A 21,655-nucleotide genomic window follows, 5' to 3' on the forward strand; every position below is an offset into this window, starting at 1 on the left:
GATGAAGGCTCTCTTGTCGACCGCCACCGGCGGCCCCGAAACGCTCGTCCTTGGCGAACTGCCGCGCCCGACGGCGGGCAAGGGCCAGATCGTGATCGACGTGAAGGCCTGCGCGGTCAACTTCCCCGACGTGCTGATCATCGAGGATAAATATCAGTTCCGCCCCGAACGTCCCTTCGCCCCCGGTGGCGAAGTCGCGGGCCTCGTCGCCGAGGTCGGCGACGGCGTGACCGAGTTCAAGGTCGGCGACCGGGTGATCGCGGGCTGCGGCAACGGCGGCATGTCCGAAGCCGTCGCGGTGTCGGTGCATAATGTCTATCATCTGCCCGAGGCGCACGACTTCGCCGAGGGCGCGTCGCTGCTGATGACCTATGGCACCAGCATCCACGCGCTGGTCGATCGGGGCCATATCAAGGAGGGCGATACCCTGCTCGTGCTCGGCGCGTCGGGCGGGGTCGGCATCGCCGCGGTCGAGCTGGGCAAGGCGTTCGGCGCGCGCGTCGTCGCGGGGGTGTCGAGCGAGGAGAAGGCCGAAATCGCGCGTCAGGCCGGCGCCGATGAGGTGGTCGTCTATGGCCGCCAGCCCTTCGACAAGGACCAGTCGAAGGAGCTCGCGAACAGGTTCAAGGAGGCTGTCGGCCCGAACGGCGCGAACCTCGTCTACGACGCGGTCGGCGGCGACTATGCCGAGCCCGCGCTGCGCTCGATTGCGTGGGAGGGCCGCTATCTCGTCGTCGGCTTCCCCGCGGGCATCCCGCGCCTGCCGCTCAACCTGACCCTGCTCAAGAGCTGCGACGTCGCGGGCGTCTTCTGGGGTGCCTTCGTCGCACGCGAGCCGGCGCGCAACCGCGCCAATATCGCACGGCTGTTCCAGCTGTGGGAGCAGGGCAAGATCAAGCCGCGCGTCACCGAAAGCTTCGCCCTCGCCGACGGCGGCAAGGCGATCGCCAAACTCGGCGACCGGACCGCGGTCGGCAAGCTGGTCGTCACGCTCTGAAATATCGGCCCGATCCCGCGCTGACCGAGGCGCTCGCCGCGCTCGCCGCGTCGGGGCGGGTCGAGGTGCGGGTAACGCCCGGCGCGCGGCGCGACGAAATCCGGGTCGAAGGCGACGCCGTGCAGGTTCGCGTCACGTCCCCGCCCGCCGACGGCGCCGCGAACGAGGCGGTGCTGCGCCTGCTCGCCGCCGCGCTCGGCCGCCCGCCGCGCGACCTGACGCTGCTGCGCGGCGCGACCGCGCGCATCAAGCTGATCGGAATTGCGGCGGGCCGATAGCGCCGGATTAACCAATTGGCAGGGGCTCGGCGTTATGACCGGTAGCAGGACTAGCTGGGCCAAGGTGGATCATGGCAAAACGCCGAGCGACAAGCGTCGAGGGTGACGCGAGTATCGCGAATATTTCGCGGACCCGCCGCGCGCAGCTCGTCGCCGAGTTCGAGGGCGAGCTCGGGATCGATTACAAGACCCGCGCCAAGGCCGAAGAGGCCGAGCGCCGCTTGATCGCGCGCAAAACCTTCATCGTCTGGACGATCGCACTGATGTTCTTCGCCATCGCGTGCCAGAAATTGTGGATCATGGGCCAGGACGTCGACGTGCCCTTTTCCGACATCAACCCGGTGCGCAGCCTGTTCGGCGATTAACGCGGGCCGACGCCCCGGCGCGGATCAATAAACCCGCGCCTTCGGCTTGATATAGTCGACATCGTCCGACAGCGTATATTCGTGGACCGGACGGTAATCGAGGCGGACGCCGCCGCCCTTGCCGCCCCAGCCGTCGAACCAGGCGACCGTGTGCTTCATCCAGTTCGCATCGTCGCGGTTGGGGAAATCCTCGTGCGCGTGGGCGCCGCGGCTTTCCTTGCGGTTGAACGCCGAGTGCATCGTCACCGTCGCCTGCGCGATCAGATTGTCGAGCTCGAGCGTTTCGACGAGATCGGTGTTCCAGATCAGGCTGCGGTCGGTGACATGAACGTCGTTCATGCGATTATAGGTCTTGGTGAGCTTTTCCTTGCCCTCCGCCATCAACTCGTCGGTACGGAACACCGCGGCGTGCTGCGACATCGCACGCTGCATTTCGGTGCGGATTTCGGCGGTCGGCGAACCCCCGTTCGCATTGCGGAAATGGTCGAGGCGCGCGAGCGCGAGGTCGGCGCTGTCCTTCGGCAGCGGCTGCTGCGCCGCGCCGGGGGTCAGGATTTCCTTGAGGCGATGCCCGGTCGCGCGGCCGAAGACGACGAGGTCGATCAGGCTGTTCGAGCCCAAACGGTTCGCGCCATGAACCGAGACGCACGCCGCCTCGCCGACCGCGAACAGGCCGGGGACGACGGTGTCGGGGCCGTCCTTGCCGAGCGTGACGACTTCGCCGTGATAGTTACAGGGAATGCCGCCCATATTATAATGGACCGTCGGCACGACGGGCAGCGGCTGGCGCGTCAGGTCGACGCCGGCGAAAATCTTGCCGCTCTCGGTGATCCCCGGCAGACGCTCGGCAAGCACCGCGGGGTCGATATGATCGAGGTGCAGATAGATATGATCGTTGTGCGGGCCGACGCCGCGGCCTTCGCGGATTTCGAGCGCCATCGAGCGCGACACGACGTCGCGCGACGCGAGATCCTTCGCCGACGGGGCATAGCGTTCCATGAAACGCTCGCCCTCGCTGTTGGTGAGGTAACCGCCCTCGCCGCGCGCACCTTCGGTGATCAGCACGCCCGCGCCATAGATGCCGGTCGGGTGGAACTGGACGAACTCCATGTCCTGCAAGGGCAGGCCGGCGCGCAGCACCATGCCGCCGCCGTCGCCGGTGCAGGTGTGCGCCGAGGTCGCGGTGAAATAGCAGCGGCCATAGCCGCCCGTCGCGAGCACGACCGCCTGGCTGCGGAAGCGGTGGATGCTGCCATCCTCCATGCACAGCGCGATCACGCCGCGGCACACCTTGCCGTCGGGGCCGTCTTCCATGATCAGGTCGAGCGCGAAATATTCGATGAAGAAGTCCGCGTCATATTTCAGCGACTGCTGATAGAGCGCATGGAGCATCGCGTGTCCGGTGCGGTCGGCCGCGGCGCAGGTGCGCTGCACCGGCGGGCCTTCGCCCATATTCTGCATATGGCCGCCGAACGGGCGCTGGTAGATGGTGCCGTCGGCATTGCGGCTGAACGGCACGCCGGCATGTTCGAGTTCGTAGACCGCGTTCGGCGCCTCGCGCACCATATATTCGATCGCGTCCTGGTCGCCGAGCCAGTCGGAGCCCTTGACGGTGTCGTACATATGCCACTGCCAATGGTCAGGCGAATTGTTGCCGAGCGACGCGGCGATGCCGCCCTGCGCCGCGACGGTGTGGCTGCGCGTCGGGAACACCTTGGTGATGCAGGCGGTCTTGAGCCCCGCTTCGGCGCTGCCCATCGTCGCGCGCAGACCCGACCCGCCGGCGCCGACGACGACGGTGTCATAGATATGATCGATGATCTTGTAGGCGTCGGTCATCTTACATGCCCCCCGGAGCGAGCCCGGCGGCGGGCGCAAGCGCGATGCGGACAATGGCGAAAATGCCGTAAGCGGCGCCGCCGATCGCGTAGAAGTTCAAAAGGACGAGCGCGAACAGGCGCGTCGCCTCGCCATGGACATAGTCCTCGATCATCACCTGCAGCCCAAGGCGCAGATGCCAGAAGACGTTGGCGACCATCAGGACCAGCGCGAGCGCGACCATCGGATTCGACGCCCAGCGCAGCACCGCGCCATGGTCGGTCATCGGCAGGCGCAGGAAGGAGACGAAGAGGAAGCCGACGAGCAGGACATTGCCGAGCGCGGTGCAGCGCTGCTGCAGCCAGTGGTGCGAGCCATGGTGCGACGAGCCGAGCCCGCGCACGCGGCCGAGACGCGTTCCGTTACCCATTGAGCGCCTCCGAGAAGATGGTGAGCCAGACGGCGGCGGTCGCAGTGAGCGCGCCGACGAAAACGAGGATCGACCAGAGCTTGTTGGTCTTGAGCTCGTAGCCCGCGCCGGTGTCGAGCACGAAATGGCGCAGCCCCGAGAAGAGATGCTGGAAGAAGGCCCAGGTCAGGCCGATCAGCACGACCTTGCCGAGGATATTGGTGATCTGGTGAAAGGTGCCGATCTCGGGGCTCGGATCGTGCCACACGCAGGCGAGGAAGGCCGCATAGGCGTCGGGACCCGCGGCGAGCGCGCCGAGCCACCAGAGGAACATCAGCCCGCCGACGATCGCGAGACCATCGCCACTGACGCGGTGAAAGATGGAGACCGCCATCGCGGGGGTCCATTTATACACCTGTAAATGCGGGGAGCGCGGACGCGCACTCGGTTCGTTGCCAGCCATATCAGCCCTGTCTTGACTCTAAACGGTCGATGCGCCGCCGGTTAAGCCTTCCGGCCGCGATATGCAATTGCTTAGGAGCATGGGGGAATAAAAGCTTGGGCCGAGCGGTGTGTTCGACCGGTTGCCGCCGCACGATCCTCCCTGTCGCGAAGCGATGGGGAGGTGGCAGCGCGAAGCGCTGACGGAGGGGCGACTACGCGACGTCGCTGCCCCTCCACCATCGCCTGCGGCGACGGTCCCCCTCCCCACGCCTTCGGCGCAGGGAGGATCCACACGTCCGCCCGGCCGATCACGGTATCCGCGAGGTCGGGTAGGGCGTGCCGTCCTTGTGGAAATAGCCGTCGGGCGTGAACAGCATGTCGATGTCCGAATAGCCGCCGCCGGTGTCGCGCGCCTTGCCGCCGCCCAGGGCGACGAAGACGCAATCGGCATCCGATTCGTTGATCAGATGATGGCCGTTGGTGCTGCCCTTCGGCCACACCGCGATGTCGCCCGCGCGCATGGCGTGCCGGCCGTCATCCTCGACCAGCACCGCCTCGCCCGCGATCATCACCAGCATCTCGTCCTCGCCGTCGTGCCAGTGGCGCTGCGACGACCAGGCGCCGGGTTTGAGCACGACATGGCTCGCAGCGAAATCGCCGAGGCCCGTCGGCGGCGCAAGGCGGCGGTACCAGCGGCCCTGCACGGGCGCATCATAGGGCGCGGGATAGCCGGTGGCGTTGGTCTGCGGGATCGTATCGAGATCGAGCTTGGGCATGGGGCAGTCCTCGTGAAATTTGTTCTTCCTTTGTTTCGCACAAAGCGCGCCGTGTGCAAAGCCTCGACTTGCACGCGAGCGAAGGAGTAAGGGGGCGGCATGACCCATGCCATCGACCCCGTCGAACTCGCCAAGACGCTGATCGCCGCGCCGAGCGTCACCCCCGCCACCGGCGCCGTGTTCGACGCGATCGAGGCCGCGCTGACGCCGCTGGGCTTTACCGTCGAGCGGTTCATCGACGGGATCGAGCCCGACGGGCCGGTCGAGAATCTGCTCGCGGTGCGCGAAGGAAAAGGGCCGAAACATTTCGGCTTTGCCGGGCACCTCGACGTCGTGCCGCCGGGCGTCGGCTGGACCGGCGATGCCTTCGCGCCCGAAGTGCGCGGCGATCTGCTCTATGGCCGCGGCGCGGTCGACATGAAGGGGGCGATCGCGGCCTTCGTCGCCGCCGCCGCCGCGACGCCCGCCGACGCGGGCACGATCAGCCTGATCATCACCGGCGACGAGGAAGGCCCCGCGATCTTCGGCACGCGCGCGCTGATGGAGCATATGGACGCCCGCGGCGTGAAGCCCGACATGATCGTCGTCGGCGAGCCGACGTCGGTGGGCCGGCTCGGCGACATGGTGAAGATCGGGCGGCGCGGCTCGGTCAATATCTGGATCGACGTGCCCGGAACGCAGGGCCATGTCGCCTATCCGCACCTCGCCGACAATCCGATCCCCAAGCTGGTGAAGATATTGGCGGCGATCGACGCGGTGACGCTCGACGAAGGCAACGACTGGTTCCAGCCGTCGAACATCGAATTCACCGACGTCGAAGTCGGCAACGGCGCGACCAACGTCATCCCCGCCTCGGCGCGCGCGCGGCTCTCGATCCGCTTCAACGATGCGCACAAGGGCGCCGACCTCGTCGCGATGATCGAGCGGATCGCGCATGAGGTTGAACCGAATGCGAAAGTGCTCGGCAAGATTTCGGGTGAGGCTTTCCTGACTCCGCCGGGCGAGTTGTCCGAACTCGTCGCCGAGGCGATCCATGCCGAAACCGACCTCCGCCCCGAAATGTCGACGACCGGCGGCACGTCGGACGCGCGCTTTCTCCACGCGCTCTGCCCGGTGGTCGAATTCGGGCTGACCAATGCGACGATGCACAAGCTCGATGAGGCCGTGGCGGTGGCGGATCTGCGCACGCTGACCGCCATCTATCGCGGGATATTGATGCGGGCTTTGCTCGATTGATTGGCTCGCACGAAGCCACAAAGTCACAAAGAGTCCCCAGCCCCCGTTCGCCCTGAGCTTGTCGAAGGGCTGTTCTTTCTTTTGGATGCTGGAAGAAGGACGGTGCTTCGACAAGCTCAGCACGAACGGATGTGAGAAAAATCTCTTTGTGGCTTTGTGGCTTCGTGCGAAATGTCCTTACTCCCGCCCCCGCCGCAGGATCACATAGACGGCGCCCGCACCGCCGTGGCTCACATGCGCGGGGCGGAGCGCGACGATCTGGTCGGCATGGGGAGAAAAGGCGAGCCAGTCGGGCAGCGAGGCGCGGATCGCGCCGCGCGGGCGCGGGTCGCCGTGCATTTGCGGCAGGCGATCGGCCCCCGGACGCAGCCTTCCTGCAACGACGAGCAACACGCGCGCGCCGCGCAGCAACGCGCGGCCGATCGCGTCATCGAGCAGCGCCTGCGCCGAGGCGAGCGTGTGGCCGTGCAGGTCGATGCTCATGTCAGGGCGGACGAGCCCCTTGCGGAGGCGGCGGTCCCAATGACCGTCGAGCGTTGCGGTCTGATGCGTGCGGCGCGGCGGCGGCAGCTTCGCCGGCGCGGCGCGCGGCGCGGCAGCGGGAGCAGCGGCGCTCTGCGGCGTCGGCTTGGGCGGCCTGACGGTCGGCGGCGACGCGGGCGCAAGCGGCGCCTTCGCCTTGGGCAGCGGCGTCACCGTCGCTGCGACCTTTTTCCACAACGCGCTTTCTTCGGGAGCAAGGCGCCGTGGCATTACCGCCTCACTGCGCCGGGAGCGGGGGCGGAATCAGCCGCGCGACGCTCGCGCGCGGAAGCAGAAGCAAAGCCGACCCGCGCGCCGCCATGCCGCCCGCGAGCGCGCGCGCCGCTTCACCCGCGCCCCAGAAGCTGTCGAAGCGGTTGGCGCCCTTGATCGCGCCGCCGGTATCCTGCGCGATCCAAAGCCCATTTGGCTCGGCCCGGTCGAGCGAGAGGAAGACGGGGGCGCCGAGCGGCACATATTTGGGATCGGCGGCGACGCTCGCGCGGCCGGTTATCGGAACGCCCAAAGCGCCGAGCGGACCGGGGCCGGTGAGTTCGCGGAAGAACACCCAGCTCGGATTCTCGTTCATCACCGCCGCGCCGCGCACCGGGTCGGCGCGCAGATAGTCGAGGATGCCCTGCATCGACACCTGCCCGCGCTGGAGTTCGCCGCGGTCGAGCAGCAGCTTGCCGATACCGACATAGGAGCGGCCGTTCTGCGTGTCGTAGCCGATGCGCATGATGCCGCCATCGGGCAGGCGCAGGCGGCCCGAGCCCTGCACCTGCAGGAAGAAGAATTCGGCCGCGTCGGCGGCCCAGGCGATTTCGAGCCCGCGTCCTTCGAGCGCGCCGCTCTCGATCGCCAGGCGGTCGTAATAGCGGACGAATTTGCCGTCCTCGACGCGGCCGCGGATCTTGCGCCCCTTCAAATCGTCGGCGAACTGCCCGAGGTCGACTTCGACGAGATCGGCGGGGCGGCGATAGATGGGGACGTCGTAGCCCGGCCGCCGGTCACGCGATGCGGCGATTTCGGGTTCGTAATAGCCGGTGACGAAGGCGGTGCCCGCGCCGATCTGCACCGTGCCGAAATAGCGGGTGAAGAAGGCGAGCGCGTCCTTGTCCGTCCAGTTCTTCGCCGCGCCGCAGCTTTCGGTCCAGTCGGCGCCCTGCGTCAGCCCGCTCGTATCGGTGCGCCGCTGGACCGAAGGGCAGCTGATGCGGAAGGCGGCGAGCGCGGCCGCCGCCTGTTCGGCGGTCACGCCGAGCGTCGCGAAATCGGGGCCCGCGATCACGCCGCTGGCGACGGCGGTCGTCGCGTCGGCGGGGGGGGGCACGGCGGCGGGAAGCGGTGCAAGCGGGGTAGCGGGGATCGGCTGCGCGGCGGCGCCGGGGCGCTCGGACGGACGCGGCACATAGGGGCGCGGGGTGCCGAGCGGACGCGCTGGCGCGGGAGCGACGGTCGCCGGGCGGCTGCCGCCCTCCCCAGGAACGACCGAAGCGCAGCCCGCCAGCAGCGGCAGGGCAGCCAGCAGCGGCAGGGCAGCGAGCAGCGCGAATCCGAAAGTCCGCGCGCGCGGCGCCCCCGCCGTCAATATCACGGAATCAGGCCGATTCGGCTTCGTCGAGCACCCAATTGGGGTCGTTGCTGCCGATCTGGCGGCGGAAGGTCCAAAGGTCGTCGGCTTGCGCTGCGTCGCTCATCGACCCGGCGATCAGCTTGCCTTCCGCATCGCGCGTCACCGCGCTGATGTCGGCATGGTAGCGCACGGTGACGCGCGCTTCGCCGCGGCTCATCTCGACCGCGGTGATCTTGGCCGAATCGATACCGATCAGGCGGTTGTCGAGCGTTTCGCCCCGCGCCTCGCGTGCCGCGATCGCTTCGACGAAGGCTTCGTAGCTGTCGTCGTCGCACAGGTCGCGCAGCGTGTCGCGGTCGCCCTTCCAATAAGCCTCGAGGATCATGCGATACGCCGCCTCGGCGCCTTCCATGAAGCGGCCGGCGTCGAAATTGCGGTCGGTCGCGAGCAGCTGGCGCAGCCCGGCCTCGGCGGCGGGCTCATAGACCAGGCCCGATGTGTCGGCGGGCGCGGGCGCCGCGGCCGACGCGCTGTCGCCCTCGTCGAGGCGGACCGGCGCCGTGGCGGCGCGCTCGCGCGGCAGCACAGGTTCCTGCTCATGCCCCGTGCGCTTGCCGAGCACCGAGTAGAGCCGCATTCCGAGGAAAGCGGCGATCATGGCGAGCAGGACGATCGAAAAAGCGGTCACGGGCAAAAGTCCAATGCGGAAAAGCGAAACATCTTGGCTGATACATAGGCGATACGGGGCCCGGTTTCAAATGACCATGGCTGCTGGCGAGCGGCAGGTCAACGATTCGCCCTTGGGGTCCGCCCCCATTGTGCTTGCCGCCGGGCGCTGCTAAGCGCCGCGGCAACCGTCCGCCGCGGTTCCGACACGGATGCGCGGATGCGGATATTGTCCATCTTTTTCAGTGAAAGCGCCTTCCACCATGGCCGACGAGACGAGCCCCGACCTCAACAACCCCGCCCTGCAGCCGAACGGCGAAGACACGAGCCCGGCGATCGGCCTGATCTCGCAATATGTGAAGGACCTGTCGTTCGAGAACCCGAACGCGCCCGCCGTCTATCAGTGGCAGGAAGCGCCGCAGATCGACGTGCAGTTCAACATCGCCGCCGACAATGTCGGCGAGAATCTGTACGAAGTGACGCTGAAAATCGACGTCACCTCGAAGACCGAGCAGGGCACGAGCTTCGTGATCGACCTCAAATATGCCGGCCTGTTCGGCGTCCGCAACGTCCCCGACGACCAGTTGCAGCCCTTCTTCCTCGCCGAAGCGCCGCGCATCCTCTTCCCCTTCGCGCGCCGCGTCGTCGCCGATGCGGTGCAGGACGGCGGCTTCCCGCCGCTGCTGCTCGAGCCGATCGATTTCCACGGCCTGTTCGCGCAGCAGGTGCAGGCGGCGCAGGCCGAAGCGGCCGGCGAAGTCGCGGTCGGCCAGGCCTGATTAACTGCTATATGGGGCGATCATGAATCACCCCCTCCACTTTAGGGGAGGGGCAGTGAGACTTGGTCCGGCGCAGCCGGGCCTTAGTCGAGCGGGGTGGGGGCCATCGGCCTTGCGCAACCTCGACAGCCCCCACCCCAACCCAGTGTCAGGTAAACCGTCCCCCGGACGGTTTAGGTCATGCCGGGGGCATGACCGACCTGACACTCCTGAAGGGGAGGGGCTTTAGAGTGAGCAGCCTCGTCAAAAGCGTGGGAACGATCGGCGGGCTGACGATGGTCAGCCGCATTTTCGGCTTCGCGCGCGACATGCTGCTCAGCCGCATTCTCGGCGCGGGCGGCGTCGCCGACGCCTGGCAGCTCGCCTTTCAGCTGCCCAATATCTTCCGCCGCCTGTTCGCCGAGGGCGCGTTCGCCGCCGCCTTCATCCCGCTGTTCAACCAGCGGATGACGAAAGAGGGCGATCACGGCGAAGCGCGCGCCTTCGCCGACGCGGTGCTCGCGGTGCTGATCCCGATCCTGATCGTCTTTTCGGCGCTGCTGCTGATCGTGATGCCGTGGGTGATGGGGCTGTTCGCGAGCGACGCGCTGCAGGCCGACGGCGAAACCTTCGACCTCGCCGTCCTGATGGCGCGCATCGCCTTTCCCTACCTCGCTTTCATGAGCGTCGCGACCTTGTTCGCGGCGATCCTCAACAGCCTGTCGCGCTTCGCGGCCGCCGCCGCCGCGCCGATCCTGCTCAACATCTGCCTGATCGGCGCGCTGCTGCTCGGCCTGTTCACTGGCGACAGCAGCGAAGCGTCCAAGGCCGCGACCGGGCTCTATCTCGCGATCTCGGTTTCGCTTTCGGGCCTGTTCCAGCTCGGCTGGCTCTACTTCTGGATCCGGCGGTCGGGGTTTCGCCCCGCGCTCCGCCGCCCCCGCCTTTCCGCCGATGTGCGCGAGATGGGGGTGCTGATCCTGCCCGCGGTGTTCGGCGCCGGCGTCTATCAGATCAGCCGCTTCATCGACCTTTTCTTCATCGCGACGCTGCCCGACAAGAGCATCACCTATCTCGCGATGGCCGACCGGCTCAACCAGCTGCCGCTCGGGATCATCGGCATCGCGCTCGGCACTGCGATCCTGCCCGCGCTGTCGCGCTTCGTCGCGCAGGACGATCGCGACGGCGCCTCGCGTCTGCAGAGCAATGCGGTCGAGCTGGCGATGCTGCTCACCGTTCCCGCTGCGGTCGCCTTGTTCGTCGCGGGGCCCGCGATCACCAGCGCCTTCTACGTCGGCGGGCAATATAGCGTCGCCGACGGGCTCGCGACCGGCGCGGTCGTCGGCGGGCTCGTCGTCGGACTGCCCGCCTATGTGCTGGTCAAGGTGCTCGTCCCCAATTTCTTCGCACGCAAGGATACGCGCACGCCGGTATGGACCGCGGCGATTTCGCTGGCGGTCAACATCGCGCTCAACCTGCTGCTGATCCCGCGGCTCGGCATCGTCGGGCTCGCGCTGGCGGGCTCGATCGCCGCCTGGTGCAACGTCGCGATGCTCTATGCGATCCTGCACCGCAAGGGGCTCTTCCGTCTCACCGGCCAGGTGGCGGGACGAATCGCGCGCATCATCCTCGCCGCGGCGGCGATGGCGGCGGCGCTCTATTATGCGATTCCCTTGGCGGGCGACGCCTTCATCGGCGGGGTGTTCGAACGGATCGCCGCGCTCGGCGCGCTGGTGGCGACGGGGGCGATCATATTCTTTGGTTGCGCCTTCCTGTTCGGCGTGGTCAATCGCGACACCGTCGGCCAGCTGCGCCGGCGCAAACTTTAGATTCAGACGGGATTATCGACATGCGGACGCTATCGGGCATCCAGCCCACCGGAAATTTGCACCTCGGCAATTATCTGGGCGCGATCCGCAACTGGGTGCGCATGCAGGACGAGATGGCGGGCGACAAGCTCTATTTCCTCGCCGATCTGCACGCGATCTCGATGCCGCACATCCCCGCCGAGCTCACCGCCAACACGCGCGCGATGACCGCCGCGCTCGTCGCGTGCGGGATCGACACCGACCGCTCGATCCTCTTCAACCAGGCGCGCGTTCCGGCGCATGCCGAACTGCAATGGCTGCTGAACGGCACCGCACGGCTCGGCTGGCTCAACCGCATGACGCAGTTCAAGGACAAGTCGGGCAAGAATCGCGAAAGCGCGTCGGCGGCGCTCTATACCTATCCCGTGCTGCAGGCGGCCGACGTGCTGCTCTATCAGACGACGCACGTTCCCGTGGGCGAGGACCAGAAGCAGCATCTCGAGCTGGCGCGCGACGTCGCGCAGAAGTTCAACAACGACTATGCCAGCGAGGACAAGCCGGTGTTCACGCTGCCCGAGCCGATCATCCCGGCGGGCATGGCGCGCATCATGAGCCTGCGCGACGGCGCCGCGAAAATGTCGAAGTCCGACCCGTCGGACATGAGCCGCATCAACCTGACCGACGACGCCGACACGATGATGCAAAAGGTCCGCAAGGCGAAGACCGATCCCGAGGTGCTGCCGTCCGAAGCCGCGGGGCTCGAAGGACGCCCCGAGGCGCGCAACCTTGTCGGCATCTATGCCGCGCTCGCCGACACGAGCGTCGATGCGGTGCTGCGCGACCATGCGGGGCAAGGGTTCGGGGCGTTCAAGCCCGCGCTCGGCGAACTGCTGATCGAAAAACTCGCGCCGATCAACGCGCGCTTCGTCGCGCTGAAGGACGATGCCGCGGCGCTCGACGCGATCCTCGACAAGGGTGCCGAAAAGGCACGCGCGCTCGCCAAGCCGACGCTCGACGCGGCCTATGCCGCATTGGGGCTCTGCCGCTAGCCGCTGATCATTTTTGACTGAATCGTCACCCGGCGAAGGCCGGGATGACGAGATTAGAAGGCGGTGTTTCTGTCTAGCCCGATCACGCTCTAACGTCGCGCCCGTTCGAGCGCTGTTTGGCAAGCGGAATTTCTTGTTTTTGTGTTTCCTTTCCCCATATCAGGGTCTGGAACGTCCGTGCGACGAAACGGGTTCAACCAAGGTTAAGTCGCGTCGGCATAGTCTATGGTATGAAGGCGCGGCATGACCGCGCACCCGAATCACGGAGCCAAGACGATGAGCAAGATCAACTTCCGGCGGCTGGGCCTTGCCGCCATGACGGGCGCGGCGCTGGCGCTGGCTGGCTGCGCGACGCCGTTCAAGGCCGATGTCGCGCGCTTCCAGTCGCAGCTTCCCGCCCCGCAGGGCCAGAGCTTCGTCGTCGAGGCGAGCGATCCCGCGCTGCAGGGCGGCATCGAGTTCGGCCAATATGCCAATATCGTCGCGGGTGAGTTGACGCGCTATGGTTATCGCCCCGCGGCGAACGGCGAACGCGCCGACCTGATCGTCCGCATGGATTATGGCGTCGACAAGGGCCGCGAGCGCGTCGTGTCGAGCCCCGGCTTCGGCGATCCCTGGTACGGCGGCGGCTGGTACGGGCGCGGCTTTTATCGCCCCGTGATCGTCACGGGGCGCGGCGGGCGCCGCTATGTCTATGGCTATCGCGACCCCTTCCTGTGGGGCGGTTTCGGACCCGGCTGGGGCTATAACGACGTGTCGAGCTACACCGTCTACACCAGCGGCCTCAAGCTGGAGATCGACCGCGCCGCCGACGGCTCGCGGCTGTTCGAAGGTCACGCCGAGGCGCAGTCGCGCGACAATAATCTGCAAACGCTCGTCCCCAACCTCGTCGAGGCGATGTTCACCGGCTTCCCGGGCAATTCGGGCGAGCGGGTACGGATCACGGTCGCACCGCCCGAAAAGGGCTGAGCGATTTAAAGGTCGGAAAAACGAATGGCCCGCCATCCGGAAGGACGGCGAGCCATTTTAGTTTGAATACAGCTATCGTCGGCTTGCGGCCGCTTTCGGCCGGTAGCGGACCTATGTTTCATCGTCACCCCGGACTTGATCCGGGGTCCATTCACGCAGCGTGGAAAGAATGGATCCCGGATCAAGTCCGGGATGACGAATGCCTGAGACCGGCCGATTGCAGCCTCTTACATCGTCACCCCCGCGAAAGCGGGGACCCAGAGCGCGCGTAGGCTGATCCTGCACTGGGTTCCCGCTTTCGCGGGAATGACGAATGTGGGGAAAGGCAACTTCCCATCCCAAAGCCGACATCCGAGCGCCCCCGGACAATCGGCCCACGACGAACTAGCCTTTGCGCGGATGACCCGCGCCCCTATATCGGCGCAATGACAAGCCCCACCGATCCCCGCCGCTTCCTCTATCGCGCCGATGCGCTCGACCCCGATCTGGCGCAGAAGCTCGCGCGCGAAGCCCTGGCGAAGGCCGACGATGGCGAGCTTTACCTGCAATATCGCGCGACCGAGAGCTTCGGCTTCGACGACGGCCGTCTCAAGACCGCCGATTATTCGACCGACGCCGGCTTTGGCCTGCGCGCCGTGTCGGGCGAGATGACGGGCTTTGCACACGCCAGCGACATCAGCGCCGGCGCGATCCGCCGCGCCGCCGAGACGCTCGCCTTGCTCGATCCCGCGACGCAGGCCCCCGCCGGCCCGCCGCCGCGCACCAACCGCCACCTCTATGACGAGGCGAATCCGCTCGACCTCGTCCCCTTCGCGAAGAAGGTCGAGCTTTGCCAGAAGGTCGATGCCGCCGCCCGCGCGCGCGATCCGCGCGTCGTCCAGGTATCGGTCGCGCTCGCGGGGAGCTGGTCGGTGGTCGAGATCGTCCGCGCCGACGGCTTCCTCGCGACCGACATCCGCCCACTCGTCCGTTTGAACGTCTCGATCGTCGTCGAGGAGAACGGGCGGCGCGAGAGCGGCTATTTCGGCCTCGGCGGCCGCTATATGTACGATCATCTGTTCGAGGAGGCGCAGTGGAACCGCGCGATCGACGCGGCGCTGGACCAGGCGCTCGTCAACCTGCGCGCGGTCGACGCCCCCGCCGGCGAGTTCACCGTGCTGCTCGGCCCCGGCTGGCCCGGCGTGCTGCTCCACGAAGCCGTCGGCCATGGGCTCGAAGGCGATTTCAACCGCAAGGGCACCAGCGCCTTTTCGGGCCGGATCGGCGAACGCGTCGCGGCGCCGGGCGTCACGGTGGTCGACGACGGCGCGATGGATAGCCCGGTCGGCGGCGGCCGCCGCGGCTCGCTCAGCATCGACGACGAAGGCACGCCCACCGGCGAGACGGTGCTGATCGAGGACGGCATATTGAAGGGCTATATGCAGGACCGCCTCAACGCGCGCCTGATGGGGGTCGAACCCACCGGCAACGGGCGCCGCGAGAGTTTCGCGCACGCGCCGATGCCGCGGATGACCAACACCTTCATGCGCGGCGGAGGCGACGATCCCGCCGAACTGCTGTCGCGCGTCAAGAACGGCATCTTCGCCAAAAGCTTCGGCGGCGGCCAGGTCGACATCGTGTCGGGCAAGTTCGTCTTCTCCTGCACCGAGGCGTACAAGATCGAGAATGGCAAATTGGGCGACTCGATCAAGGGCGCGACGCTGATCGGCGACGGGCCGAGCGTGCTGACGAAGGTCACCGGCATCGGGGACGACATGGCGATCGACGAGGGCATCGGTATCTGCGGCAAGGCGGGCCAAAGCGTCCCCGCGGGGGTCGGCCAGCCGACTTTGCTCGTCAGCGGGCTGACGGTGGGCGGGACGGCGTAGCTGCGCCACCTTCGTTTTGCCGCTGTGATCCCGCTCACTTGGCGAACCCCCTTCGCGCGCATATAGCAAGGTCAAACAGAAACAAGAATCGGTCGCATCATCCGCGGGGGCATTCTCCGCAACAGGGAGGGATTTATGCGTTCGAGTCTGCGTTTCGTTTCCGCGGCGGCCATCGCCGCGATGCTCGCCGCCGTTCCGGGGTCGGCGCAAAGGACCACCGGCCCCAAGGAACGCTATGAAATGGACGTCGCGACCGCGTCGGGCTTTGCCGCCATGGCCGCGGGCGGGCGCAAGCCCGGCGTCGGCGGGGTGATGGGGATGATGTTCGGCGGCGGTCCCGACAATCAGGTCGCGCGCACGATCGAACTGCGGCTGGGGTCGAACCAGCCCCCGACACAGCCGCCCGTCCGCGGCGACCATTATCTCCAGCCGCAGGCGAAGCTCGGCGTGTCGCTGCCGCTCTGGGGGCCCGAGCCCGGCAAGCCCCGCCCGCGCGAGGACGGCAACGAGATGCCCGGCAATTTCGAGCGGCCCAAGGGCCGTCTGCTGCTGTTCTGGGGCTGCGGCGCCAAGGCCGGGCCGGGGCAGCCCGTGGTGATCGATTTCGCGAAGGTCGCCGCCGGACAGATGCCGCCGAATCTTTTCACCTCGACCGTCCCGCGCATCCGCGAGGTGATGGCGTCGAACAGCGCCTCCTACGCCGGCTGGCCGAACGGCAAGTCGTCGAAGGCGGTGCCGAAGGACAGCTCGCTGCTCGGCGCGCACCGCATCGCGAGCAATGCCGGGCCGGAAATCAATTTCACGCTGGCGCAGGATTATATGCCCGCGCTGACCGCCTCGACCGCGCCGCAGGGCGACGGGTCGGTGATGGTCCGGTGGAACCAGCCCCAGGGCGCGACGGGCTATGTCGCCTGGGCCTTCGGCGGGATGGACCGTGGCGGCGCGGGCGGCGACATGGTGTGGTGGACGAGCAGCAACGCCCGCGAATTCGGCGGCGGCCTCTGGGACTGGCTGCCGCCCGCGACGGTCGCGAAACTGGTCGCGCAAAGGATCGTGATGCCGCCGTCGCAGACAAGCTGCCAGATCCCCGCCGAGGTCAAGCAGGCATCGGGCGAGATGATGTTCGGCAATCTCAACGCCTTCGGGCCCGAAGCCAATTTCTCCTATCCGCCGAAGCCCGCCGGCAAGGCGGTGTGGAACATCGACTGGACCGCGAAAGTGCGCTTCCGCTCGCACACGATGCTGATGATCGGCGCCGATTTCGGCGGCAGGGGCGGCAGGGCGGGCGGAGAAGAGGCCTCCGCCGAAAAGCCGAAGAAAAAGAAGTGCAAGGGCCCGTTCGGCATCCCGCTTCCCGATGGAGCCTGCTGACAAGGGGCGAGTCAGCCCCTGTTCACGCATGAACGCGTAAAAAAGCGCCGGGTAGGCTATGATGAAGACAGGAGTCGAACCATGCGTCACCTCATCCCGGCGCTCATTGCCGTGGCGGCCATAGCCGCCGCTCCCGCCGCCACCGCGCGCGAAAAGCTCGAACCCGAAGCCGAACTTGCCAAGCTGCTCGAAGGCCGCGTCGCGGGCGAGCCCCAGGACTGTATCCCGCTGTCGACCGCGCGCAGTTCGCAGATCATCGACAGGACCGCGATCGTCTACAAGGTCGGAAGCACCTATTGGGTCAACCGGCCGAAAGGCGGCGCCGAATCGCTCGACGACGACGATATTCTCGTCCTCAAGACGACGGGCAGCCAGCTGTGCAGCATCGACACGCTCGAACTGCACGACCGGACGAGCCATATGTATAGCGGCTTCGTCTCGCTCGGCGAATTCGTTCCCTATCGGAAAGCGAAGGCGGATTGAATCCAGCGCGGTTGCGCGCCGTTCGATCCCGGTTACATTCGTCATCCCGGCGCAGGCCGGGATCTCGCCGGTGCGGGATAACGCGAGGTCGAGATCCCGGCCTGCGCCGGGATGACGTTTTACAGGGAACGAAGATTTTGGCTGAAAATGAAAATGTTCCCCCCGCCGACTGGGCGCAGCAATTGCTCGCCTTCTGGTTCGACGACCATGGCATGGACGACTGGTACGGCGGCGGCCCCGATTTCGACGCCGAGGTCCGCGAGCTAGCCGAGGGCTGGCACGAAGTCCTCCGCTCGCAGCCCGCCGAGGCTTTCCTGACCGATCCCGACACCGCGCTCGCGGCGACGATCCTGTTCGACCAGGTGCCGCGCAACATCTATCGCGGCCACGCCGACGCCTTCGCGACCGACAGCCTTGCCCGCGCGATCGCGCGCGGCATCGTCGCGCGCGGCTGGCACGAGGATTGGCCCGACGAGCGCCGCCAGTTCGCCTGCCTGCCCTTTCAGCACAGCGAGGATCTCGCGGACCAGCGCGAATCGCTGCGCCTGTTCGCGGCGTTCGACGATCCGATGTTCCAGGATTATGCGCAGAAACATTTCGATATCGTCGACCGCTTCGGTCGCTTCCCGCACCGCAACGAAGCACTCGGCCGCGCGACCCGTGCCGACGAGGAAGCGGCGATAGAAGAGGGCAAGAATTGGTGATAGGGCGGGCGCGAACCGGAGAGCAGCCATGGCCGAATTCACCGATACGCTGACCGACAAGCATATCGCCTTCATCGCGAAGCAGCCCGTCTTCTTCACCGCGACCGCCGCCGCCGACGGCCGGATCAATCTGTCGCCCAAAGGCTATGCCGACAGCTTCCGCGTCCTGTCACAAGCCCAAGTCGCCTATCTCGACCTCGGCGGCTCGGGCAACGAAACCCACGCGCATCTTGCCGCCGACGGACGCATCACGATCATGTTCTGCGCCTTCGACCGCAGCGCGCTGATCCTGCGCATCTACGGTCGCGGCCGTCCGATATTGCCGCAGGACGAGGAATGGGACGCGCTCGCGGTCCATTTCACGCTGCTTCCCGGCACGCGCCAGATTTTCGTGATCGACGTGACGAGCGTGCAGACGAGCTGCGGCTGGGGCGTGCCGATGATGGAATTGCAGCACGAGCGCGACACGCTGCAGAAATATCACCGCCAGGCCGACCGCGCCCTGTGGGTCGAGAAATTCAAGGAGCGCACGCAGAGCATCGACGGCCTGCCGACGCGGCCGACCGACCGTTTCATTGCCGGAGAGACCGCCTGATGCCGCTCGTCGAACTCGTCCGCCTGCCCAATGGGGCCGAAGCCGAATTGCTGCGCGGCCGGCTCGAAAGCGCGGGCGTCCATGCGGTCTGTTTCGACGCGGGCATGAATATCGCCGAAAGCGTAGGGCTGCTCATTCCGGTGCGCGTGATGGTGCTCGACGAGGATCTGGACGAAGCACGCGCGCTGATGACCGAGTTCGAGGCCAATTAGGCGCAACCCTATCCCTCTTCCGTTCGTCCTGAGCTTGTCGAAGGACCGTTTTTCCTTTTGAAGGGAGAGAGGACGGTGCTTCGACAAGCTCAGCACGAACGGCAAAGAGGGTAGTGCCAAACTCTTCCATGATAAAAGTCGCCAGCTACAATATGCGCAAGGGCATCGGGCTCGACCGCCGCCGCGATCCCGGCCGGGTGCTTTCGGTGCTCGGCGAACTCGACGCCGACATCGTCGCGCTGCAGGAAGCCGACCGGCGTTTCGGCACCCGCGCGAGCGCGATCCCGCCGCACATGTTCGCGGACCATAGCGACTATGTCCCCGTCGACCTCTTGAGCGGCCGCCCCTATGCGATCGGCTGGCACGGCAATGCGCTGCTCGTCCGCAAGGGGGCGGAGGTCGAGGAAAGCCATGCGCTCCACCTGCCGACGCTCGAACCGCGCGGCGCCGTCGCGGCGACGGTGCGCATCGGCGATACGCGGCTGCGCGTCGTCGGCATGCACCTCGATATTTCGGGACTGCGCCGCCGCCAGCAGGCGCGCGCGATCCTGAACCATGTCGCCGAGGGCGAGCCCTTGCCGACCATCCTGATGGGCGACTGCAACGAATGGCGCGCGACCGGCGGCTGCCTTGCCGATTTCGGCGCGCAGCATCGCCTCGTCGACACCGGCCACAGCTTCCACAGCCGCCGCCCGGTCGCGAAGCTCGACCGGATTTTCGCGACCCCCGACCTCGAAGCGGTCGAGGCGGGCGTCCACCGCAGCGCGCTCGCAGCGCGCGCGTCCGATCACTTGCCTATCTGGGCGCGGTTCACCAGGGCTTCCGAATAAACGGTTACCCCCTCCCGCAAGCGGGAGGGGAACAATGCTGCCCAAAAATTAGGCAATCCCCTGCCTCGCCTGCCCACCAAACGCACGATCCGGTGCGTCCATGACGCTCAAGCCGTCACAAAATGTCAACTTTCGCCGCCCCGCCGTAATCTGGCACGGCCGTTGCAGTGCAACATGGTGCCATTAGCAAAAGGGGGCGTCATGAAGCTGATCCTGGCAATCATCAAACCATTCAAGCTCGACGAGGTGCGCGAAGCACTCACCGGGCTCGGCATCGCCGGCATGACCGTGACCGAGGTCAAGGGCTTCGGCCGGCAAAAGGGGCAGACCGAAATCTACCGCGGCGCCGAATATGCGACCAACATGGTGCCGAAGGTGAAGATCGAACTCGTCTGCGACGACGCGCTCGCCGCAAGGGTCGTCGAGACGCTGCAGCAAAGCGCCGGCACCGGTTCGATCGGCGACGGCAAGATTTTCGTGCTCGACGTCGGTCAGGCCGTGCGCATCCGCACGGGCGAAACCGGCGAGGCAGCTTTGTAATGACAAAGGGGGAAGCAATGAAGTTCGCAAACAAGATTGCGGCGGGCGCCGGGGCCGCGGGCCTCGCGCTGTTCGCCGCGCTGCCCGCCTGGGCGCAAGAAGCCGCCGCCGCGCCGGCTGCCGACCCGGTTCCCGACAAGGGTGATACCGCGTGGATGATGGTCGCAACGGTGCTCGTCATGGCGATGATCGTTCCCGGCCTCGCGCTTTTCTACGGCGGCCTCGTCCGCACGAAAAACATGGCCTCGGTGCTGACGCAGGTGCTTGCCGTAGCGGCGCTCGCGATGATCCTGTGGGTCATCTACGGCTATGGCCTCGCCTTCGGCGGCGACGCCAACCAGTTCATCTCGTCGGGCAAATATTTCCTCGCCGGCGTCACCGCCGATTCGACCGTCGCGACCTTCACCGACGGCGTCGTCATCCCCGAATTCGTCTTCATCGCATTCCAGATGACCTTTTCGGCGATCACCGTCGCGCTCGTGCTCGGCGGGCTCGTCGAGCGAATGAAATTCTCGGCGGTGATGGTCTTCGCGATCGTCTGGCTGACCATCGTCTATTATCCGATCGCGCACATGGTCTGGTATCTCGGCGGTGACGATGCCTCGACCGGCCTGATCTTCGGCTGGGGGGCGCTCGACTTCGCGGGCGGCACCGTCGTCCACATCAACGCGGGCATCGCGGCGCTGGTCGGCGGCTTCATCATCGGCAAGCGGAGCGGCTATCAGAAGGACATCATGGCGCCGCACTCGCTGACCATGACGCTGATCGGCACCGGCCTCCTGTGGGTGGGCTGGTTCGGCTTCAACGCCGGCTCGGCGCTTGAGGCCAATGGTTCGGCCGGTCTTGCGCTGATCAACACCTTCACCGCCACCGCCGCCGGCGTCCTCTTCTGGATGCTCACCGAGCGCGCCCTCGGTCACAAGGGCTCGCTGCTCGGCGCCTGCTCGGGCGCGATCGCCGGCCTCGTCGCGGTCACGCCCGCCGCGGGCAATTCGGGCCCGTTCGGCGCGATCCTGCTCGGCGCGATCGCCGGTATCGTCTGCTGCTGGTTCGTGATGAAGATCAAACCGAAGCTCGGCTTCGACGATTCGCTCGACGTGTTCGGCATCCACGGCATCGGCGGCCTGATCGGCTCGGTGCTGACCGCGGTCACCATGCTGCCCGCGCTCGGCGGTCCGGCGGGCGACGACTATGTCCTCGGCGCGCAGCTCGGCATCCAGATCAAGTCGGTGCTCGTCGCCGTCGCCTGGTCGGCGGCCGGTTCGGCCATCGCCTTCACGATCGCCAAGGCAATCACCGGCGGGCGCGTCACCGAAGAGGTCGAACGCGAAGGCCTCGACCTCGGCGAGCATGGCGAGCGCGCCTATAACTATTGACGAGA

At 66.8% G+C, this 21,655-nt stretch carries 24 protein-coding genes; 17 read left to right on the forward strand and 7 right to left on the reverse strand.

Going from position 1 to position 21,655, the window contains the following annotated elements:
- Position 1 precedes the first annotated feature (1 nt).
- From QZL87_RS16290 to QZL87_RS16300, 3 genes are all read left to right on the forward strand, one after another.
- Positions 2-997 (forward strand): NADPH:quinone oxidoreductase family protein, encoded by a 996-nt coding sequence (locus QZL87_RS16290; RefSeq protein ID WP_295321452.1) that lies wholly within the window; start codon positions 2-4, stop codon positions 995-997.
- 65 nt (positions 998-1,062) lie between these two features.
- Positions 1,063-1,275, forward strand: a complete 213-nt coding sequence (locus QZL87_RS16295) for a DUF167 domain-containing protein (protein ID WP_295321453.1) — start codon at positions 1,063-1,065, stop codon at positions 1,273-1,275.
- A gap of 71 nt (positions 1,276-1,346) precedes the next feature.
- Positions 1,347-1,640: a hypothetical protein gene (locus QZL87_RS16300; protein WP_295321454.1), complete on the forward strand. Its 294-nt coding sequence runs from the start codon at positions 1,347-1,349 to the stop codon at positions 1,638-1,640.
- 24 nt (positions 1,641-1,664) lie between these two features.
- Here QZL87_RS16300 and sdhA read toward each other — a convergent pair whose 3' ends face one another.
- The 4 genes from sdhA to QZL87_RS16320 form a co-directional block, all read right to left on the reverse strand.
- Positions 1,665-3,479 (reverse strand): succinate dehydrogenase flavoprotein subunit, encoded by a 1,815-nt coding sequence (sdhA, locus tag QZL87_RS16305; protein WP_295321455.1) that lies wholly within the window; start codon positions 3,477-3,479, stop codon positions 1,665-1,667.
- A 1-nt stretch (position 3,480) separates the two neighbouring features.
- Positions 3,481-3,888, reverse strand: a complete 408-nt coding sequence (gene sdhD, locus QZL87_RS16310; protein ID WP_295321456.1) for a succinate dehydrogenase, hydrophobic membrane anchor protein — start codon at positions 3,886-3,888, stop codon at positions 3,481-3,483.
- Positions 3,881-4,330 (reverse strand): succinate dehydrogenase, cytochrome b556 subunit, encoded by a 450-nt coding sequence (gene sdhC / locus QZL87_RS16315; RefSeq protein ID WP_295321457.1) that lies wholly within the window; start codon positions 4,328-4,330, stop codon positions 3,881-3,883. Before sdhC ends, sdhD begins: the two co-directional genes overlap by 8 nt.
- A 289-nt stretch (positions 4,331-4,619) precedes the next feature.
- A complete protein-coding gene (locus QZL87_RS16320; protein WP_295321458.1) occupies positions 4,620-5,087 on the reverse strand; it encodes a cupin domain-containing protein in 468 nt (155 codons plus the stop codon).
- A gap of 99 nt (positions 5,088-5,186) precedes the next feature.
- On the opposite strand from QZL87_RS16320, the gene dapE reads away from it, so the two are divergent.
- Positions 5,187-6,323 (forward strand): succinyl-diaminopimelate desuccinylase, encoded by a 1,137-nt coding sequence (dapE, locus tag QZL87_RS16325; protein ID WP_295321459.1) that lies wholly within the window; start codon positions 5,187-5,189, stop codon positions 6,321-6,323.
- A gap of 177 nt (positions 6,324-6,500) precedes the next feature.
- On the opposite strand, the gene QZL87_RS16330 is transcribed toward dapE, so the two are convergent.
- From QZL87_RS16330 to QZL87_RS16340, 3 genes are read right to left on the reverse strand one after another with little or no spacing between them, the layout of a single operon-like run.
- Positions 6,501-7,076, reverse strand: a complete 576-nt coding sequence (locus QZL87_RS16330) for a Smr/MutS family protein (protein ID WP_295321460.1) — start codon at positions 7,074-7,076, stop codon at positions 6,501-6,503.
- Between the two features lie 7 nt (positions 7,077-7,083).
- On the reverse strand, positions 7,084-8,442 hold the full coding sequence (locus QZL87_RS16335; protein WP_362987769.1) for a murein transglycosylase A: 1,359 nt from the start codon (positions 8,440-8,442) through the stop codon (positions 7,084-7,086).
- 4 nt (positions 8,443-8,446) lie between these two features.
- On the reverse strand, positions 8,447-9,109 hold the full coding sequence (locus QZL87_RS16340) for a Tim44/TimA family putative adaptor protein (RefSeq protein WP_295321461.1): 663 nt from the start codon (positions 9,107-9,109) through the stop codon (positions 8,447-8,449).
- 241 nt (positions 9,110-9,350) lie between these two features.
- Here QZL87_RS16340 and secB point away from each other — a divergent pair, with 241 nt between their 5' ends.
- The 13 genes from secB (at position 9,351) to QZL87_RS16405 (ending at position 21,650) form a co-directional block, all read left to right on the forward strand.
- Complete coding sequence (gene secB, locus QZL87_RS16345; RefSeq protein WP_295321462.1) at positions 9,351-9,866, forward strand: protein-export chaperone SecB; 516 nt, start codon at positions 9,351-9,353, stop codon at positions 9,864-9,866.
- 230 nt (positions 9,867-10,096) lie between these two features.
- Complete coding sequence (gene murJ, locus QZL87_RS16350; RefSeq protein ID WP_295321463.1) at positions 10,097-11,674, forward strand: murein biosynthesis integral membrane protein MurJ; 1,578 nt, start codon at positions 10,097-10,099, stop codon at positions 11,672-11,674.
- A gap of 20 nt (positions 11,675-11,694) precedes the next feature.
- Positions 11,695-12,702, forward strand: a complete 1,008-nt coding sequence (trpS, locus tag QZL87_RS16355) for a tryptophan--tRNA ligase (protein ID WP_295321464.1) — start codon at positions 11,695-11,697, stop codon at positions 12,700-12,702.
- A 276-nt stretch (positions 12,703-12,978) separates the two neighbouring features.
- A complete protein-coding gene (locus QZL87_RS16360; protein ID WP_295321465.1) occupies positions 12,979-13,671 on the forward strand; it encodes a DUF4136 domain-containing protein in 693 nt (230 codons plus the stop codon).
- Positions 13,672-14,096: 425 nt separating this feature from the next.
- Positions 14,097-15,539 (forward strand): metalloprotease TldD, encoded by a 1,443-nt coding sequence (tldD, locus tag QZL87_RS16365; protein ID WP_295321466.1) that lies wholly within the window; start codon positions 14,097-14,099, stop codon positions 15,537-15,539.
- Positions 15,540-15,674: 135 nt separating this feature from the next.
- Positions 15,675-16,910, forward strand: coding sequence for a hypothetical protein (locus QZL87_RS16370; RefSeq protein ID WP_295321467.1), 1,236 nt, complete (start codon positions 15,675-15,677; stop codon positions 16,908-16,910).
- An 81-nt stretch (positions 16,911-16,991) separates the two neighbouring features.
- Positions 16,992-17,393: a hypothetical protein gene (locus QZL87_RS16375; protein WP_295321468.1), complete on the forward strand. Its 402-nt coding sequence runs from the start codon at positions 16,992-16,994 to the stop codon at positions 17,391-17,393.
- A 137-nt stretch (positions 17,394-17,530) separates the two neighbouring features.
- Positions 17,531-18,097: a DUF924 family protein gene (locus QZL87_RS16380; RefSeq protein WP_295321469.1), complete on the forward strand. Its 567-nt coding sequence runs from the start codon at positions 17,531-17,533 to the stop codon at positions 18,095-18,097.
- A 28-nt stretch (positions 18,098-18,125) separates the two neighbouring features.
- Positions 18,126-18,692, forward strand: a complete 567-nt coding sequence (locus tag QZL87_RS16385) for a pyridoxamine 5'-phosphate oxidase family protein (protein ID WP_295321470.1) — start codon at positions 18,126-18,128, stop codon at positions 18,690-18,692.
- Positions 18,692-18,904, forward strand: coding sequence for a DUF2007 domain-containing protein (locus QZL87_RS16390; protein WP_295321471.1), 213 nt, complete (start codon positions 18,692-18,694; stop codon positions 18,902-18,904). The genes QZL87_RS16385 and QZL87_RS16390 overlap by 1 nt, the downstream gene beginning before the upstream one ends.
- Before the next feature lie 128 nt (positions 18,905-19,032).
- On the forward strand, positions 19,033-19,734 hold the full coding sequence (locus QZL87_RS16395) for an endonuclease/exonuclease/phosphatase family protein (protein WP_295321472.1): 702 nt from the start codon (positions 19,033-19,035) through the stop codon (positions 19,732-19,734).
- Positions 19,735-19,935: 201 nt separating this feature from the next.
- A complete protein-coding gene (locus QZL87_RS16400) occupies positions 19,936-20,274 on the forward strand; it encodes a P-II family nitrogen regulator (protein WP_033074080.1) in 339 nt (112 codons plus the stop codon).
- Between the two features lie 17 nt (positions 20,275-20,291).
- Complete coding sequence (locus tag QZL87_RS16405; protein ID WP_295321473.1) at positions 20,292-21,650, forward strand: ammonium transporter; 1,359 nt, start codon at positions 20,292-20,294, stop codon at positions 21,648-21,650.
- The last annotated feature ends 5 nt before the right edge of the window (positions 21,651-21,655 follow it).

Origin of the sequence: uncultured Sphingopyxis sp. (genome assembly GCF_900078365.1) — a bacterium.
GTDB lineage: Bacteria > Pseudomonadota > Alphaproteobacteria > Sphingomonadales > Sphingomonadaceae > Sphingopyxis.